At 64.3% G+C, this 14,722-nt stretch carries 15 protein-coding genes; 11 read left to right on the forward strand and 4 right to left on the reverse strand.

Annotation, left to right across the window (positions count from 1 at the left end; all coding sequences use genetic code 11):
* Positions 1-130 precede the first annotated feature (130 nt).
* Positions 131-418 carry a DUF3175 domain-containing protein gene (locus tag WDX12_RS32855; RefSeq protein ID WP_434723420.1) on the forward strand — a complete coding sequence of 96 codons (288 nt, stop codon included), beginning with the start codon at positions 131-133 and terminating at the stop codon, positions 416-418.
* 383 nt (positions 419-801) lie between these two features.
* Here the strand turns inward: WDX12_RS32855 and WDX12_RS32860 are convergent, their stop codons facing one another.
* The 3 genes from WDX12_RS32860 to WDX12_RS32870 form a co-directional block, all read right to left on the reverse strand.
* A complete protein-coding gene (locus WDX12_RS32860) occupies positions 802-1,824 on the reverse strand; it encodes an IS110 family transposase (RefSeq protein ID WP_434723421.1) in 1,023 nt (340 codons plus the stop codon).
* 357 nt (positions 1,825-2,181) lie between these two features.
* Complete coding sequence (locus WDX12_RS32865) at positions 2,182-2,958, reverse strand: FadR/GntR family transcriptional regulator (RefSeq protein WP_320297051.1); 777 nt, start codon at positions 2,956-2,958, stop codon at positions 2,182-2,184.
* 102 nt (positions 2,959-3,060) lie between these two features.
* Positions 3,061-3,957 (reverse strand): NAD-dependent epimerase/dehydratase family protein, encoded by an 897-nt coding sequence (locus tag WDX12_RS32870; protein ID WP_434723422.1) that lies wholly within the window; start codon positions 3,955-3,957, stop codon positions 3,061-3,063.
* A gap of 146 nt (positions 3,958-4,103) precedes the next feature.
* Here WDX12_RS32870 and WDX12_RS32875 point away from each other — a divergent pair, with 146 nt between their 5' ends.
* A complete protein-coding gene (locus WDX12_RS32875; RefSeq protein ID WP_434723423.1) occupies positions 4,104-5,042 on the forward strand; it encodes an NAD(P)-dependent oxidoreductase in 939 nt (312 codons plus the stop codon).
* 190 nt (positions 5,043-5,232) lie between these two features.
* On the opposite strand, the gene WDX12_RS32880 is transcribed toward WDX12_RS32875, so the two are convergent.
* Positions 5,233-6,222, reverse strand: a complete 990-nt coding sequence (locus tag WDX12_RS32880; protein WP_320297054.1) for a sugar-binding protein — start codon at positions 6,220-6,222, stop codon at positions 5,233-5,235.
* A 450-nt stretch (positions 6,223-6,672) separates the two neighbouring features.
* Between WDX12_RS32880 and WDX12_RS32885 the strand changes: the two genes are divergently transcribed.
* The 9 genes from WDX12_RS32885 to WDX12_RS32925 all read left to right on the forward strand — a co-directional run bounded on the left by WDX12_RS32885 (position 6,673) and on the right by WDX12_RS32925 (position 14,658).
* Positions 6,673-7,416: an ATP-binding cassette domain-containing protein gene (locus WDX12_RS32885; protein WP_320297055.1), complete on the forward strand. Its 744-nt coding sequence runs from the start codon at positions 6,673-6,675 to the stop codon at positions 7,414-7,416.
* A 41-nt stretch (positions 7,417-7,457) separates the two neighbouring features.
* Positions 7,458-8,456 carry an ABC transporter permease gene (locus WDX12_RS32890; protein WP_320297056.1) on the forward strand — a complete coding sequence of 333 codons (999 nt, stop codon included), beginning with the start codon at positions 7,458-7,460 and terminating at the stop codon, positions 8,454-8,456.
* 185 nt (positions 8,457-8,641) lie between these two features.
* Positions 8,642-9,469 carry an AraC family transcriptional regulator gene (locus WDX12_RS32895; protein WP_320297057.1) on the forward strand — a complete coding sequence of 276 codons (828 nt, stop codon included), beginning with the start codon at positions 8,642-8,644 and terminating at the stop codon, positions 9,467-9,469.
* 125 nt (positions 9,470-9,594) lie between these two features.
* A complete protein-coding gene (locus tag WDX12_RS32900; protein ID WP_434723424.1) occupies positions 9,595-10,038 on the forward strand; it encodes an SRPBCC family protein in 444 nt (147 codons plus the stop codon).
* 12 nt (positions 10,039-10,050) lie between these two features.
* On the forward strand, positions 10,051-10,845 hold the full coding sequence (locus tag WDX12_RS32905) for an FAD binding domain-containing protein (protein WP_434723425.1): 795 nt from the start codon (positions 10,051-10,053) through the stop codon (positions 10,843-10,845).
* 55 nt (positions 10,846-10,900) lie between these two features.
* Positions 10,901-11,383, forward strand: coding sequence for a (2Fe-2S)-binding protein (locus WDX12_RS32910; protein ID WP_434723426.1), 483 nt, complete (start codon positions 10,901-10,903; stop codon positions 11,381-11,383).
* An 11-nt stretch (positions 11,384-11,394) separates the two neighbouring features.
* Positions 11,395-12,762, forward strand: a complete 1,368-nt coding sequence (locus WDX12_RS32915; protein WP_434723427.1) for a xanthine dehydrogenase family protein molybdopterin-binding subunit — start codon at positions 11,395-11,397, stop codon at positions 12,760-12,762.
* 1 nt (position 12,763) lies between these two features.
* On the forward strand, positions 12,764-13,768 hold the full coding sequence (locus WDX12_RS32920; RefSeq protein WP_140544408.1) for a xanthine dehydrogenase family protein molybdopterin-binding subunit: 1,005 nt from the start codon (positions 12,764-12,766) through the stop codon (positions 13,766-13,768).
* 8 nt (positions 13,769-13,776) lie between these two features.
* A complete protein-coding gene (locus tag WDX12_RS32925) occupies positions 13,777-14,658 on the forward strand; it encodes an AAA family ATPase (protein ID WP_434723428.1) in 882 nt (293 codons plus the stop codon).
* Positions 14,659-14,722 lie beyond the last annotated feature (64 nt).

Genomic DNA, 14,722 nt, shown 5'->3' on the forward strand with positions numbered 1-14,722 from the left:
AGATCGCGCGTTTGAACCGCACTATCGGCGCATTTCCCGGACCGAGCAGCGCCACGACCGGCAAATCGGTGGCTCCAGAACCGGGAACCCGCCTCGCCTCACGGAGTTTGCCTGATGGAAGGAGTTCGCCATGACCGCTACGAAAAAATGGTCAGCTGACGTGACCGAACACAGCAACGCGATGGACCTCGAAGACCACGTCTTCGAATCCGACGACGCCAGGAAGATCGCCGCATCGCTGAAACGTTCGGCCGAGCACAGCGACCGCCGCAAGGCCGAGCCGTTCCAGTCCGCCATGTCGATGTTGAATTTCTACATCAACCGCGCCGGCAAGAACCTGCCCGAAGAGCGCAAGAAGGTACTGGAAAAAGCGAAGGACGAACTGCGCGCCGCCTTCGGCCGCGAGAAGCAGGGATGAGGGTTGCTGGGAGCGGCTAGCACCAGTTCCTCAACACAGGGATTGCAGACTTGTCGGGCAAGGCTATCAACGTCCGTTGGGGTAGTCAGCGCAAACGCTGGCGATGAGCTGAAGACCCCCAAATCTCGTCATGTATGGACGGCCCCTCTTGGGCAAGAGGCAAAATAGCGGCGACGGCTTAAGTCTGGAGCGGTCATGTATTCGGCCTTTGATGCGGTCGATTTGATGACCGCTGGCCCTCAGGGGTTACGCGGATCGAGTTCCAATCATTCTAGCGCGCTTTTTAATCGCGATGACGAAGGCGGAGTGTCTCGACCCAGGTCCTGACCATTTTGCCGTGCTGCTATTTGCTCCTTACGCTGTTAAGGGCCTCGCTTTGCGGGTTATGCCGCAGCCGGCGCCCTGTATTGTTGTCCCGAGCTCAGCATTGCCCAGATGATGCGCGCGGTCTTGGCTGCCTGCGCCACGACCGCGACCTTGACCGGGCGCCTGGCCAGCAGGCCGCGTATCCAGGGCGAGCCTCTGTCGGGCTTGGCCCTGACCTGGCGCAGCCAGGAACTGGCGCCGAGAATGAGCAGCCTTCGCAGGTCTCTGTCGCCGGCGCGACTGATATGGCCCGTCAGCTTGTGCTTGCCGCCGGTGTCATGACTCTTGCGGGTCAGGCCGAGCCACGCCGCGAAGTCCCTGCCCGAGGCGAACTGGCGGCCGTCGCCAATGGCCGCGATGGTTGCATGTGCGATGATCGGGCCGACGCTCGGGATCGTCGTCAGCCGCAAGGCCGCTTGCTGCTGCCTGACCTGAGCCAGGATCTGCTTGTCCAGCTTGCCGATCTCGCCATCCAGCGCCCGCCATTGTCCGGCCAGCGGCGCCAGGCAGATCAGCAGCGCCGCGGGGATGGCCTCATCCGAGGTCTCGATGCGCTGCAGCAGCGCTTCCAGGCCCGCAGCCCCCTGGGCGCTTGTCTGGCCCATCTCATAGAGCAGGCCACGCATGGCGTTGGCCAACTGCGTGCGCTGCCGCACCAGAAGGTCACGCGTGCGGTGCAGCGCTCTGGCCCATTGCTGTTCGACCGTCTTGATCGGCACGAAGCGCATGTCGGGCCGGCTTACCGCCTCGCAACAGCCGTGCGCGTCGCGCACATCGTTCTTGTTGCGCGGGACATAGGGCTTCACATAGGCCGGCGGCATCAGCTTGACCTCATGGCCAAGCGCTTGCAGCGTGCGGGCCCAATGATGGGCCGAGCCGCAGGCCTCCATGCCGATCAGCGCCGGCGGCTGTGTGGCGAAGAACTTCTCTACCTGCGCGCGGCGCAGCTGGCGCTGCACCACCACGCGCCCGGCAGCATCCACGCCGTGCACCTGAAACACATTCTTGGCCAAATCGATACCAAATCTGATAGCTTGCATGACGGACGGTCTCCTTCCGCTGGAGTTAATCACAGCCCAGTTTGGCACATTCGATGCCGCAAGGGGCCGTCCACCCATCATTCTAGGGCGGAGCTACGCGAAGCGAAGCGTAGACCCTAGAATCCATGCCGTTACCTCGACCGAAGTGTACAACGGTGCAGAATTCTGGACCGCCGCGGCGCTTCCAAGTCAAGGCATGGATCCTCGGGTCTGCGCGCGTCGCTTCGCTCCTTGCTCCGCCCGTGGATGACGACCGCGATAGGCGTCTCGGCCAACCGCCAAGGCATGGGATCTGCCAACGCACGCATGGGCAGCGGTCAAAGTTTCTGTGCTGGAGAACTGGCCCAGTACAAGACCTTAACGAGACTGAATGACTTCGTCGGTATTCGCCAGCAACTTGCGGACCGCGTTGCGCGCCGCATCCGGCCGCTTCAGGCGGATGTTCCGCTCGATCGCCTCGTGCAGCTTCTGGGCGTGCTGCAGATCGTCCAATTCGCGGGTCGTGTAGGTGAAGAGATGGTCGAAGGCGGATTCGATCAGGACGCCGAGCGGCACCAAGAGGTCGTTGCCCGAAGCCCTGAGGATGGCGAGGTGAAAACGCGTGTCGGCCCGGGTCCGCTCCTGCAGGTTGGTCGCCTCCCCCATCTCGCGGCAGGCCTGGCTGATCTCGGCCATCTGCTCCTCGGTGCGCCGCAGCGCCGCGAAGGCCGTTGCCTCCGGCTCGATGATATGGCGGAACTCCTGCACAGTCTTGAGGAAAACCTCGCGGTCTGGAGACGTCGCGTACCAGGACAGCACGTCACGGTCGAGCAGGTTCCAGCGTTCCTTCGGCTCGACCCAGCTGCCAATCTTCGGCCGGGAGGCCAGCAGGCTCTTCGCCATCAGCATCTTGATCGCCTCGCGCACCGCCGAGCGGCTGACATCGAAGGTCTCCGACCATTTCGCTTCATTGGGCAGGATAGTGCCCGGCGGATAGTCGCCGCGCACGATCCGAAGACCAATCTCGCTGGCCAAGGACGTGTGCACGCTGGCGCCCGGCATGCGCGGCGCATTGGCCCGTCGAACGCCGGCCGGACGCTCCGCGGCTACGGCCTTCGTCGGCTTCTTTTCGTTGTTCGGCTTCGCGTCCCGCATATAGCCCAGAAAATCCCGTTTTCAGAAGCTGTCAAGCACGGCAGGCCCGCTTTGCGGTAACCCGCGAAGATGTGCACAGATCAACAGGCATTTGCCGCCGCCTCACGCCGTTTTGACGTATTTGCGCCAGCTGTGCTCGGGCTGGAAGCCAAGCACATCCCGCGCCTTGCGGTTCGAAAGCAGCGTCTCATATTCGCCAAGCTCGGCCTTGACCGGCACGCCCGGATAAAAGCGCTTCAACAACTCCGCCGTCGGCAGGTCCGAAGAGGTGTCGTCATTGGCCGCGTTGAACACCTGGTAGCCCAGCCCATCCTTCTCGATGGCGCGCAAAGTGATCTGGCCGAGATCGCGCGCATCGATGTAGCTCCAGGCGATGCGCTTGCGGAAGCCGGGATCGGCGAACCATTTCGGGAACAGCGAATATTCATGCGGCTCGATGACGTTGCCGATGCGCAGCGCATAAATGTCGAAGCCGCTGCGCAGCGCAAAGGCCCGCGCCGTCTTCTCGTTGACGATCTTCGACAGCGCGTAAGAATCCATCGGGTCGACGTCATAGTCCTCGTCGAGCGGGAAATGCGTCGGATTGCGCGGCTCGTTGGCGAAGACCAGGCCGTAGGTCGTCTCCGAGGAGGCGATGATGACCTTGCGGATGCCGAGCTTCACCGCCGCCTCGATGACATTGTAGGTGCCCATCGCGTTGATGCGGAACACCTCGTTGTCGGGCGTGATCATGATGCGCGGGATGGCGGCAAAATGCACCACTGCGTCCACCGGCTGCGCCCGCAGCGATGGGTCGAACTCATGCAGCCCCGCATAGCTCGACAGCGCGTTGAAGACCTGGCCGCTGTCGGTGATGTCGGTGATCAGCGTGCGCACCTTCGGATTGTCGAGCGGCTTGGTGTCGATGTTGAGCACCTGGCAGCCATGTTCGACCAGATACTCGACGACATGCCGGCCAGCCTTGCCGCTGCCGCCGGTGAACATGATCCGCTTCGTCATTTTGCTCTCCACAATGCTCGGAAATTATGTGTATTGTCAGACAATATGGTATTCCGCAATCGCCCGCCACCGCGATCCGCGGAAACCTTCTCGGCAATCGCCCGCGCGCGGGCGACCGTCACCACGAAAGACAGGGAAGAGACGACATGAGCACCACCGCTGCCCGCGAGAACATCGGTTTCATCGGCCTTGGCCTGATGGGGCACGGCATCGCCAAGAACATCGTCGACAAGGGCTATCCGCTGACCTTTCTCGGCCGCAAGAACCGCAAGCCGGCGGAAGACCTTTTGGGGCGCGGCGCCAGGGAAGTGGCCACGTCCAAGGAAGTGGCGGCTGCCTCCGACATCGTCTTCATATGCGTCACCGGCTCGCGCGAGGTGGAGGCGATCATCCGCGGTCCCGGTGGGCTGAAAGAGGGCCTGAAACAAGGCTCGGTCGTCGTCGATTGCTCGACCTCCGATCCGGTCTCGACCGTGGCGCTCGCCGCCGAGCTCAAGGCGCTTGGCGTCGACTATGTCGATGCGCCGCTCAGCCGCACGCCGAAGGAGGCCTGGGAAGGCACGCTCGACGCCATGGTCGGCGCGCCGGACGCGGTGTTCGCCAGGCTGAAGCCGGTGATCGAGACCTGGGCCGGCCGCATCGTCCATATCGGCGACACCGGCGACGGCCACCGCATGAAGCTGCTCAACAACTTCATCTCGCTGGGCTATGCCGCCATCTATTCCGAGGCGCTGGCTCTGGCCGAGAAAGTCGGCATCTCGCCGCCGCGCTTCGACAGCGTCATCCGCAACGGCCGCATGGATTGCGGCTTCTACCAGACCTTCATGCGCTGGACGCTGGAGGGCGACCGCGACGCCCACAAGTTCAGCATCGCCAATGCCTTCAAGGACCTGACCTATCTGGAATCGATGGCGGGCGCGGCCGGTATCGCCAACCCGCTCGGCAACGCCACCAAGAATTCCTTTGCGACCGCCTTCGCCACCGGCCCCGCCGAGCAGTATGTGCCGATGCTCGCAACCCATATCGGCAAGCTCAACGGCGTCGACCTGATGCCTTCGAAGGACGGTGTGAAGCAGAAGATCTGACGAGCAATTCCAGGAAAAGCGCGCAGCGGTTGGGCTCGGCGCCTTCGCCGTAGCCTTCCGGCCGGAATTGCGTAAACAAAGGAGCGGCAAGCGCGCCCTGCCCTGTCGACAGGACAAGCTGGCGTTGAAAGAAATCGGGGGCGCCTTGTGGGCGCCCCCTCCTTTTCGATGGTTTCGGATGCAGCGGCGCCTACTTCTGGATGCAGGTGTCGGCTGTTTCCTTGGTGCATTCGTCAAGGCCGGTGAAGACCGGATCGTCGACCTTCTTGTTGCCGACGAGGTCGAGCATCACCGAAGGCGCCTTGTAGCCCATTTCGAACGGCCGCTGGCCGACCAGCGCGGTCACCAGGCCTTCCTTGGCGATCGCCACCTCGTCGCCGATCGTGTCGGCGGCGCCGATGACGAAATCGTTCTTGGCGATCTTGTCGGCCATCGGCTTGAACAGGTCGCGATAGGGCTGCGGGGCGCCGAACAGCGGCCAGCCGCCCATGATGCCGAAGGCGTCGAGCTTCGGATTGGCGGCGAGGATGTCGGTCATCGCCTGCACGCCCTTGGCGCCGTCGTCATTGGTGAACACCGGGCAACCGGCGACCTCGGTCCAGCCGCCTTCGCCGGCAAGTGCCGCAAGGCCCTCCTTGCCCGACAGCGCATCGCGCATGCCTTGCGCGCGGCGCAGGATGTTGTCGGCCGCCGGATTGCCCTCGATGGTGCAGATCGTGCCGCCATTCGGCTTGGCCTTCTTGATGTACTCGCCGATCTTCTTGCCCATCAGGTAGTTGTCGGTGCCGAGATAGGTCTTGCGAAGGGCTGCGTCTCCCTTGGCAAGGTCGGCGTCGACGGTCATGATCGGGATCGACGGATTGGCGCTCTTGATCGTCTGCGCGATCAGCGGCGCGTTCGACGGCGAGATCGCCATCGCCGCCGTGTCTGGCTTGCTCAGCATGTCCTGCACGATCTGCGCTTCGCCGGCTTCATCCGAGGTCGATGCCGGACCGGTGTAGAAGCACTCATATTCCGAGCTGGCGTTTTCCTTGTTCCACTTCTCGCAGCCCTGATGGATGGCTTCGAAGAACGGATTGTCGAGACCCTTCACGACGATGACGAGCTGTTTCTTGGCCAAAGCCGGCCCGGCGCCCAACGCCATGGCGGCGACGGCGGCGAGCAAAAGTGTTTTCCTCATATCAGTCCTCCCTTGAAACAGACGGACACCGCGTGCCCGCCACACTGATCAGCCCGGATGCGCAGGAACCACGGCGAGCACTTTCTGACGCTCGCGTCCTGGGCCGTGCTGATAAGCATTTGCCGATCCGTTTGCCCGAATACCGGCGCAGCCGGATCCTTGATCTTCAAACCATTTGCCCGCCTCCGCCGGATAGACGGACGATGGGCAAGGTCTTCCTCCGAGACTTAGCTAATATCGGCTTTTCGCCAGCGTCAATTCCTATTTGTCCTACAAAACAGATTTTTTGTCGAGTCTCGAAATTAATCGTCTGACAATTGATTGACGCCCTCGTCCGCTTTCGCCTAAATGCGTGAATGCGCCGTTCGGGAGGAGATGGACGGGGCAGGACGCAAGCGGCGCCGGCCGGGCCGGCGATAGCTGTGCAACAAGTGGGGAGGCATAAGGCTGGTGTCGGTTCTCGATCTCGCCAACATCTCGAAGCATTTCGGCGCCATCCAGGCGGTCAACGATGTCTCGTTCTCGCTGGAAGCCGGCGAGGTCGTCGGCCTGATGGGCGACAATGGCGCCGGCAAGTCGACGCTGGTCAAGATGATCGCCGGCAATTTCCGCCCGAGCCACGGCACCATGCAGCTGGAGGGCAAGGAGCTTGTCATGCACAAGCCCGCCGATGCGCGCCAGCACGGCATCGAGATCGTCCACCAGGACCTCGCGCTCTGCAACAACCTGACGGCCGCGGCCAACGTCTATCTCGGCCGTGAGTTGCGCAAGGGCCTGGGACCATTCCGCATCCTCGACTATGGCGCCATGTACAAGCGCGCCGGCCAGCTCTTCGCCGAGCTGAAGTCCGAAACGCGGCCGCGCGATCTCGTCAAGCAGATGTCGGGCGGCCAGCGCCAGGCGGTGGCGATTGCCCGCACCATGCTGTCGCAGGCCAAGATCGTGCTGATGGATGAGCCGACCGCGGCGATCTCGGTCAGGCAGGTCGCCGAAGTGCTGAACCTCATCCGCCACCTGCGCGACCAGGGCATCGCGGTGGTGCTGATCAGCCACCGCATGCCCGATGTGTTCGACGTCGCCGATCGCGTCATCGTCATGCGACGCGGCCGCAAGGTGGCCGACAAGAAAATCGCATCGAGCTCGCCCGAGGAAGTCACCGGGCTGATCACCGGCGCCATCGAACAGGTTGCGTAGTCGCGTGCATCGGGCGTCCAACGCCTCAGGAAAGGTCGATAATGGCAGTCACCCTTGACCAGACGATCGCGCAGAAGCAGCACACCTTCCTGTCGCGGCTCTTCTCCAACCAGACCTTCTGGGTGGTGATCGCGGTCGTCCTCGCCTGCCTGTTCCTGTCCGTCGCGACCGATTCCTTCGCCACGTCGAAGAACCTCTTCAACATCACGCGCAACGTCACCTTCACCGCTATCGTGGCGCTCGGCATGACCTTCGTCATCATCACCGGCGGGATCGATCTGTCGGTTGGCTCGGTGCTCTGCCTTTCCTCGATGGTGCTAGCCGTCACCATGCATGCCGGCTATTCGATCGAAGTGGGCATCCTGGCCTCGATCGCCACCGCGCTGGTCGTCGGCGCCTTCAACGGCATGCTCATCGCCTATCTCGGCTTTCCACCTTTCGTGGTCACGCTCGGCATGCTGTCGGTGGCGCGCAGCTTGGCCATGGTCGCGTCCAACAACACGGTGGTGTTCCAGTTCGGGCCCGATCACCAGAAACTTCTGGCGCTGGGCGGCGGCGCCTGGCTGTTCGGCATCGCCAACCCGGTGCTCTACATGATCGTCCTGGCGCTGATCACCGGCTTCATCCTGCGCTGGACCAAGTTCGGCCGGCATATCTTCGCCATCGGCGGCAATGAGCACGCGGCGACGCTGACCGGCGTTCCCGTCAAGCAGATCAAGGTCGCCGTCTACATGATCTCGGCGCTGTCGGCAGGGCTTGCCGGCATCATCCAGACCGGATGGCTCGGCGCCGTCACCACCAATCTCGGCAACGGCATGGAGCTGCAGGTGATTGCCGCCACCGTCATCGGCGGCGCCAATCTCGCAGGCGGCGTCGGCACCGCGATCGGCGCCATCGTCGGCGCCGCGCTGATCGAGGTGATCCGCAACAGCCTCGGCCTGCTCGGCATCAACGCCTTCTGGCAAGGCACCTTCATCGGCGGCGCGATCATCCTGGCGGTGCTGTTCGACCGTATCCGCAATTTCCGCCGCAGCGACTGAGCCGGCGTCCCCTTGTCCCCAAGAGGAGAAGGGGGATGCCGCCCTATCGCTCAGTCTGAAAATACGTCCGGGCGCTTTGAACGCAAGGTCCGCCGCGCCTGCCTGCCTTGACGCGACCGTACCCCGGCCGCACTATCCTTGGGCAGGCGAAGGGAGGCCAGTCGCCCGCGGGAGGAGCGATACCCATGACGGACGCGATCAGGCTCTATTGGGGCCGGTTCGGACATGTTTCCGTGCTGAATGTCGCCAACGACTTCGTCACCCATGCCCATGGCGAGGCACATCTCATCATCTGGCTGGAAGGCACGGCGGGCGAAATGACCATCGGCCGCGAGACGGTGCGGCTTGGGCCGGGCACCGCGGCCGGCATCAACTCGTTCCAGCCGCACAGCCATGCCCTTTCCCGCGACGGCAAGCCTGGCCTTTTCCTGGCCTTCTACATCGACCCCGATTGGGCGCGCCGGCGCCGCGACCTGCCGTCGTCGACGCCGCTGTTCACGCAAGCCGCGATCACGCTGGAGCCCTGGCTGCACCAGGCGGCGGCGAACCTGCTCGATCACCTGACCGACAATGAGAGCATCGACGACGTCGCCAATTACGAGATCGAGCGTTTCATCGACTCAGTGCTCGATGCGGCGGACATATCCGCTCCGCAGATAGCCCGCGCGCGCATCAACACGATGCTCGATTTCCGCGTCCGCAAGGCGATCCAGTTGATGAAGGCCAATGTCTGCGAGCGCATCTCCTTCGACGACGTCGCCCGCTCGGTCGGCCTCTCCCGACCGCACTTTTTCGCGCTCTTCAAGGAACAGACCAACCTGACGCCGAACGTTTACTGGAACACGCTGCGCATGGAGGAAGCCGTGCGCCAGTTGCAGTGGTCCGAGGCACCGCTGATCTCGGTAGCCTGCAATCTCGGCTTCACCACCCAGGGCAATTTCTCGCGCTTCTTCCGCGACCATGTCGGCGTGCCGCCGACGCTCTACCGCGAAGCCGCTCGGGCCATGTCGTGAGCGTCTTTGCAGGCTGATCCGTCGCCGCATTTTCCGACTGGTTGATACGTGCTCAAGACGCATTGATAAGCGCCGGCTCACCGGCCGCCCTAGCCTTCTCCCGATCTTTGCAAGGGAACCAGTCTATGGCGAAAGTCACCATTTCCAGCGTCATCGACGCGCCGGTCGAGCAGGTCTGGGCGCGCATCCGCGACTTCAACGGCCTGCCTGGCTGGCATCCGCGCATGGTGGAAAGCCATATCGAGGACGGCAAGGACGCTACCGCGATCGGCTGCGTGCGTAAATTCAAACTGGTCAGCGGCGCGACACTGCGTGAAAAACTGCTGGACTTTTCGGACGAGAATTTCCTGGTCAGCTATTCGATCCTCGAGACGCCGCAGCCGCTGACCAACCACAAGGCGACGCTGCAATTGCGCCGCGTGACCGACGGCAACCGTACTTATGCCGAATGGAGCGCAAGCTTCGACGCCGCGCCCGAGGAGGCCGACAAGCTGGCCGAGGGCATGGGCGCCAACGTCTTCCAGGGCGGGTTCAACGCCCTGAAGGCCCATTTCGCCGGCCAGAGCTGACGGGAGCCCGCCATGTCGCTTGCGCTACGGACCTTTTCGAGCGTGACAGACGCCAACACCGCGCTGCAGGCGTCGGGCACCCGCTATCTTGGCGGCGGCACGCTTGTCATCCGCGCGGCCAATGAAGGTGACGTTTTCGTCTCCAGCCTGATCCGCGTCGACGATCCCGGCCTCTCGCAGATCGCGGTCTCCGGCGGAAAAGTCCGGCTCGGCGCTTCGGTCACCATGGCGGCAATTGCCCGCCATCCGGAGCTTGCCGCGCTCGCGCCGGCCGCGCGCGCTGTCGGCGGACCTGCGATCCGCAACATGGCGACCGTCGGCGGCAATCTGTTTGCCCCTGCACCCTATGGCGATTTCGCGGTGGCGCTGCTGGCGCTGGATGCGGCCGTCGTCACCGAAGATGGCGAAATGCCGATCGAGACCTTCCTGGCCGGTCGCGACACCAGCCGCGCCATCGTCACGGCTGTCGGTTTCTCATTGCCCAAGGCGGAGAGCTTCCGCTTCCTGAAAGTGTCGCGCGTCAGGCCGAAGGGGGTGTCGGTGCTGAGCATCGCAGCGCTTCTGCAGCGCACGGCGGACGGCACGGTGACGTCGGCGCGCATCGCGCTGGGCTGCATGGCCGACAGGCCGATACGCGCCTTAGCGACGGAGAAGGCGTTGCTCGGCTGCAAGCTCACGCCGCAGGGGATCGCGCCGGCGCTGGCCGCTGCGGGCGAAGGCATCGCGCCGATCACCGACCCGATCGCCAGCGCCTGGTATCGCGCCGAAGTCCTGCCGGTCCACCTCGGCCGGCTCTTGTCGAATTAATCCGTGGGGGACGCGCGTCTGTCCGGTTATCCGGGCAGGCGCGCAGGGAGGAAAAATGGCGAAGGTACCTGTCCAATTCACACTCAATGGCTCCGAGAAAGCCGAGTTCGTCGAAAGCGGCACGACGCTGCTCCATGCGCTGCGCGACAAGATCGGCGACACCTCGCCCAAGGGCGGCTGCCATCAGGGCACCTGCGGCGCCTGCTCGGTCATCATCGACGGCGAGTTGCGGCTCTCCTGCCTGACGCTGGCCGAGACCTGCGGCGGAGCCGACATCAAGACGACGGCCGGCCTCGCCGAAGGCGGCGTGCTGCATCCGCTGCAGCGCGCCTTCCTCGATGCCTTCGCCACGCAATGCGGCTTCTGCACGCCGGGCATGATCATGGCGGCAAAAGTGCTGCTCGACCGCACGCCGAACCCCAGCCGCGAGGATGTCGTGGAAGCGCTGTCCGGCAACATTTGCCGCTGCACCGGCTACGAGCCGATCATCCAGGCGGTGCTCAGCGCCGCGCGCGCTAACTCGCAGAACGTCGCCTGAGGGAACGAGCCATGGAACTGCGCAAGGATTATTTCGCCGATGTCCGCAAGGACGGCCTGCACGAGATCGGCCAGGGTCGTCCGCGGCTCGATTCACCGGGACATGTCACCGGCAAGACAGCCTATTTCGCCGACCGCAACTTCCCCGGCATGCTGCATCTGAAGATGGTGCGCAGCCCGCACCACCACGCCCGCATCCGCTCGATCGACACGTCGGAAGCGGAAAAGCATCCGGGCGTCGTGCGCGTGCTGACCGCCAGGGACGTGCCGCACAATGTCTACACCATCCTGATCCTGATCCAGGTCGGTCCCGAGGACGAGACCGTGCTTGCCGACGGCAAGGTGCGCTGGAAGGGCGAGGCCGTGGTGGCGGTGCTGGCCGAGACCGAGCGCGCGGCGCAGGAAGCCGCCGCCAAGGTCAAGGTCGACTATGAGGTGCTGCCGGCGGTCTTCGACATGGAGGAGGCGCTGAAGCCCGGCGCGCCGATCGTCAACGAATATCACGGCCAGAACCACTACCTCTATGACAGCGGCGAGTGCCGCAAGGTGCGCTTCGGCGATGTCGAGGCAGGCTTTTCCGGGGCCGACCATATCCTCGAACAGTCCTACCAGTCCTCGCCGATCGAGCATGCGCCGACTGAGACTACCGGTTGCGTAGTGGCGCCCGAGGGCAATGACCGCTTCACCTGCTACACCAACACGCAGGCGATGTTCTTCACGCTCGACAACGCCTCGATCATCCTGCAGATGCCGGGCTCGAAGCTGCATTTCGTCGGCGGCACGGTGGGCGGCGGTTTTGGCGGCAAGGTCGACGTCATCGTCGAGCCGATCGCCATTCTCGGCGCCAAGCTCACCGGACGCCCGGTCTCCTTCGTCTACAGCCGCGAGGAGGAGATGCAGATCTCCTCGCCGCGCGCCGCCGAAAAAGTCGTCATCAAGGACGGTGTCATGAACGACGGCCGCATCGTCGCGCGCAAGGTAACCGGCTATACCGATGCGGGCGCCTATTCGCGCCACTCGCCCTACGGCGCGCAGAAGGGCGCGGCGCACTATCCCGGCCCCTACACGATCCCGAATGTCTGGATCGACACCTATTGCGTCTACACCAACCGGACCCCCTCCTCCGCCATGCGCGGCTTCGGCGTCACCATCGGCGACTTCGCGCTGGAGGTGCAGATGGACAAGCTGGCGCGGCTGATCGGCATGGACCCGCTCGAATTCCGCTTCATCAACGCCTATCGCGACGGCGACATGAAGGCGCATCGCCAGCCGACCGAGGGCGCGGCGCTGATCGAATGCATGCAGGAAGCCTCGCGCGCCGCCAATTGGCCGGTGGCGGAAAAATACATGGCGATGTCCTCCTACAGGAAGGGAGCGTGAGATGGCGATCCGGCGTGGACGCGGCGTCGCCGCGATCAACTATCCGACCGGCATGAACCTCGGCGGCGACCCGACCCAGGCGCTGGTTCATTCGACGCCAACCGGCAATTTCATGGTGACGCTCTCCAGCGTCGATCTTGGACAGGGCATGAAGCAGATCATGGCGCAGATCTGCGCCGAGACGATCGGCGTGCCGACCGACCGCGTGGTCATCGACACCGCCGACACCGACACCGGCCCGCACTGCATGGGCACCTTCGCCTCGCGCGGCACGCACCGCGCCGGCAACGCCGTCATCCAGGCCGCCAAGGAAGCTCGCCAGGTGATGCTGGAAGTGGCCGCCGAGGAACTGGAGGTCAACGCCTCCGACCTCGAAACCGACGGCCAGGGCAACATCCAGGTGAAGGGCGCGCCGCAGAAATCGATCTCGATCTTCGATGTCGCGCTGTCGGCGCATTTCAAGCGCGGCCGCTCGATCTCCGGCCGCGGCATGTTCCTGATCCCGCGCTCCTATCCGGAGAAGGAGACCGGCGCGATGAAGCCCTCCACTTGCTACGCCCATGCCTGCACGGTGGCAGAGGTCGAGGTCGACGACGAGACCGGCGAGGTGACGGTGCTGACGGTGAAGAACGTCTTCGAGATCGGCCGCGCGCTCAACCCTAAGATGGTCGAGCAGCAGCTGGTCGGCGGCTCCTGGATGGGCATCAGCCACGCCCTCTACGAGACGACCGAACCCTATTATCCGAACCGCGACCATGGCGGCACCGACTTCAACCAATATCTGATGCCGGGCCCCGGCGATCTGGCCGAGACCGAAATCATCGTGCTCGAGCGCCCCTCGGCCGACGGGCCGTTCGGCGCCAAGGGACCGGGCGAGATGTGCGCCAATCCGCAGATTCCGGCCGTCGCCAATGCCGTCTTCGACGCGGTCGGGGTTCGCATCGACACGCTGCCGATCACGCCCGAGCGCATCCTGCGCGCGCTGAAGGCGCAGGCCGCGGGCTGAGGGGGAAGATGGCAAACGCCGACGCCGTTGAAGTCGCGGCTTCGCCGGAGGCGATAGCCGAGCGCCTTGCCGCCTCGCGCTATCTGGCCGACGACAGCCTGGCGACCGCGATCTTCCTAGCGATCCGCCTGGGCAAGCCGTTGCTGCTCGAAGGTGCGCCTGGTGTCGGCAAGACCGAAGCCGCAAAGGCGGTCGCCGAGCTGCTTGGGCGCGAGCTGGTGCGCCTGCAATGCTATGAAGGCATCGACGCCGGGCATGCGCTTTACGAATGGAACTACCAGCGCCAGCTGCTCGCCATCCGCCATGCCGGCGAGCACGAGATCGATATCTATGACGACCGATTTTTGATCGCGCGGCCGCTGTTGCAGGTGCTGCGGGCGCCAGAACAGCGCGTGCTGCTGGTCGACGAGATCGACCGCTCGGACCACGAGTTCGAAGCGCTGCTGCTCGAATTCCTCTCCGACTTCCAGATCAGCATCCCGGAACGCGGCACCATCCGCGCTGCCACGCAGCCCATCGTCATCCTGACCTCGAACCGAACCCGCGAGCTAGCCGAGGCGCTCCGCCGGCGCTGCGTCTATCACTGGATTGGCTATCCCGACGCCGCGCGCGAGGCCGAGATCATCATGCTGCGCTCGGGCGGTGTCGCCGAGGCGACGGCACGAGCGGTGGCGAATGCCGTGCAGGAGATCCGCGCGCGGCCCCTGGCCAAGCCGCCGGGCATCGCCGAGGCGGTCGAATGGGCGAACGCCGCGACCATCCTCGAAAAGGGCGGCAGCCCATGGCCGCAAGCTTTCCGCCGCGCCATCGGCGTGCTGATCAAGGACGAGGAGGATTTGTCCGCGATCGCGCCGGAGCTGGGGAGGATTGTCGAGGAGGCGCTGGGGTGATGGACAATCGCAACGCGCTGGCGCGATACCCCAGAGCTAATGCGCGACGCTGGCGGGACAGCCC

Source organism: Mesorhizobium sp. RIZ17, from assembly GCF_051127865.1.
In the GTDB taxonomy this organism is placed as follows: domain Bacteria; phylum Pseudomonadota; class Alphaproteobacteria; order Rhizobiales; family Rhizobiaceae; genus Mesorhizobium; species Mesorhizobium humile.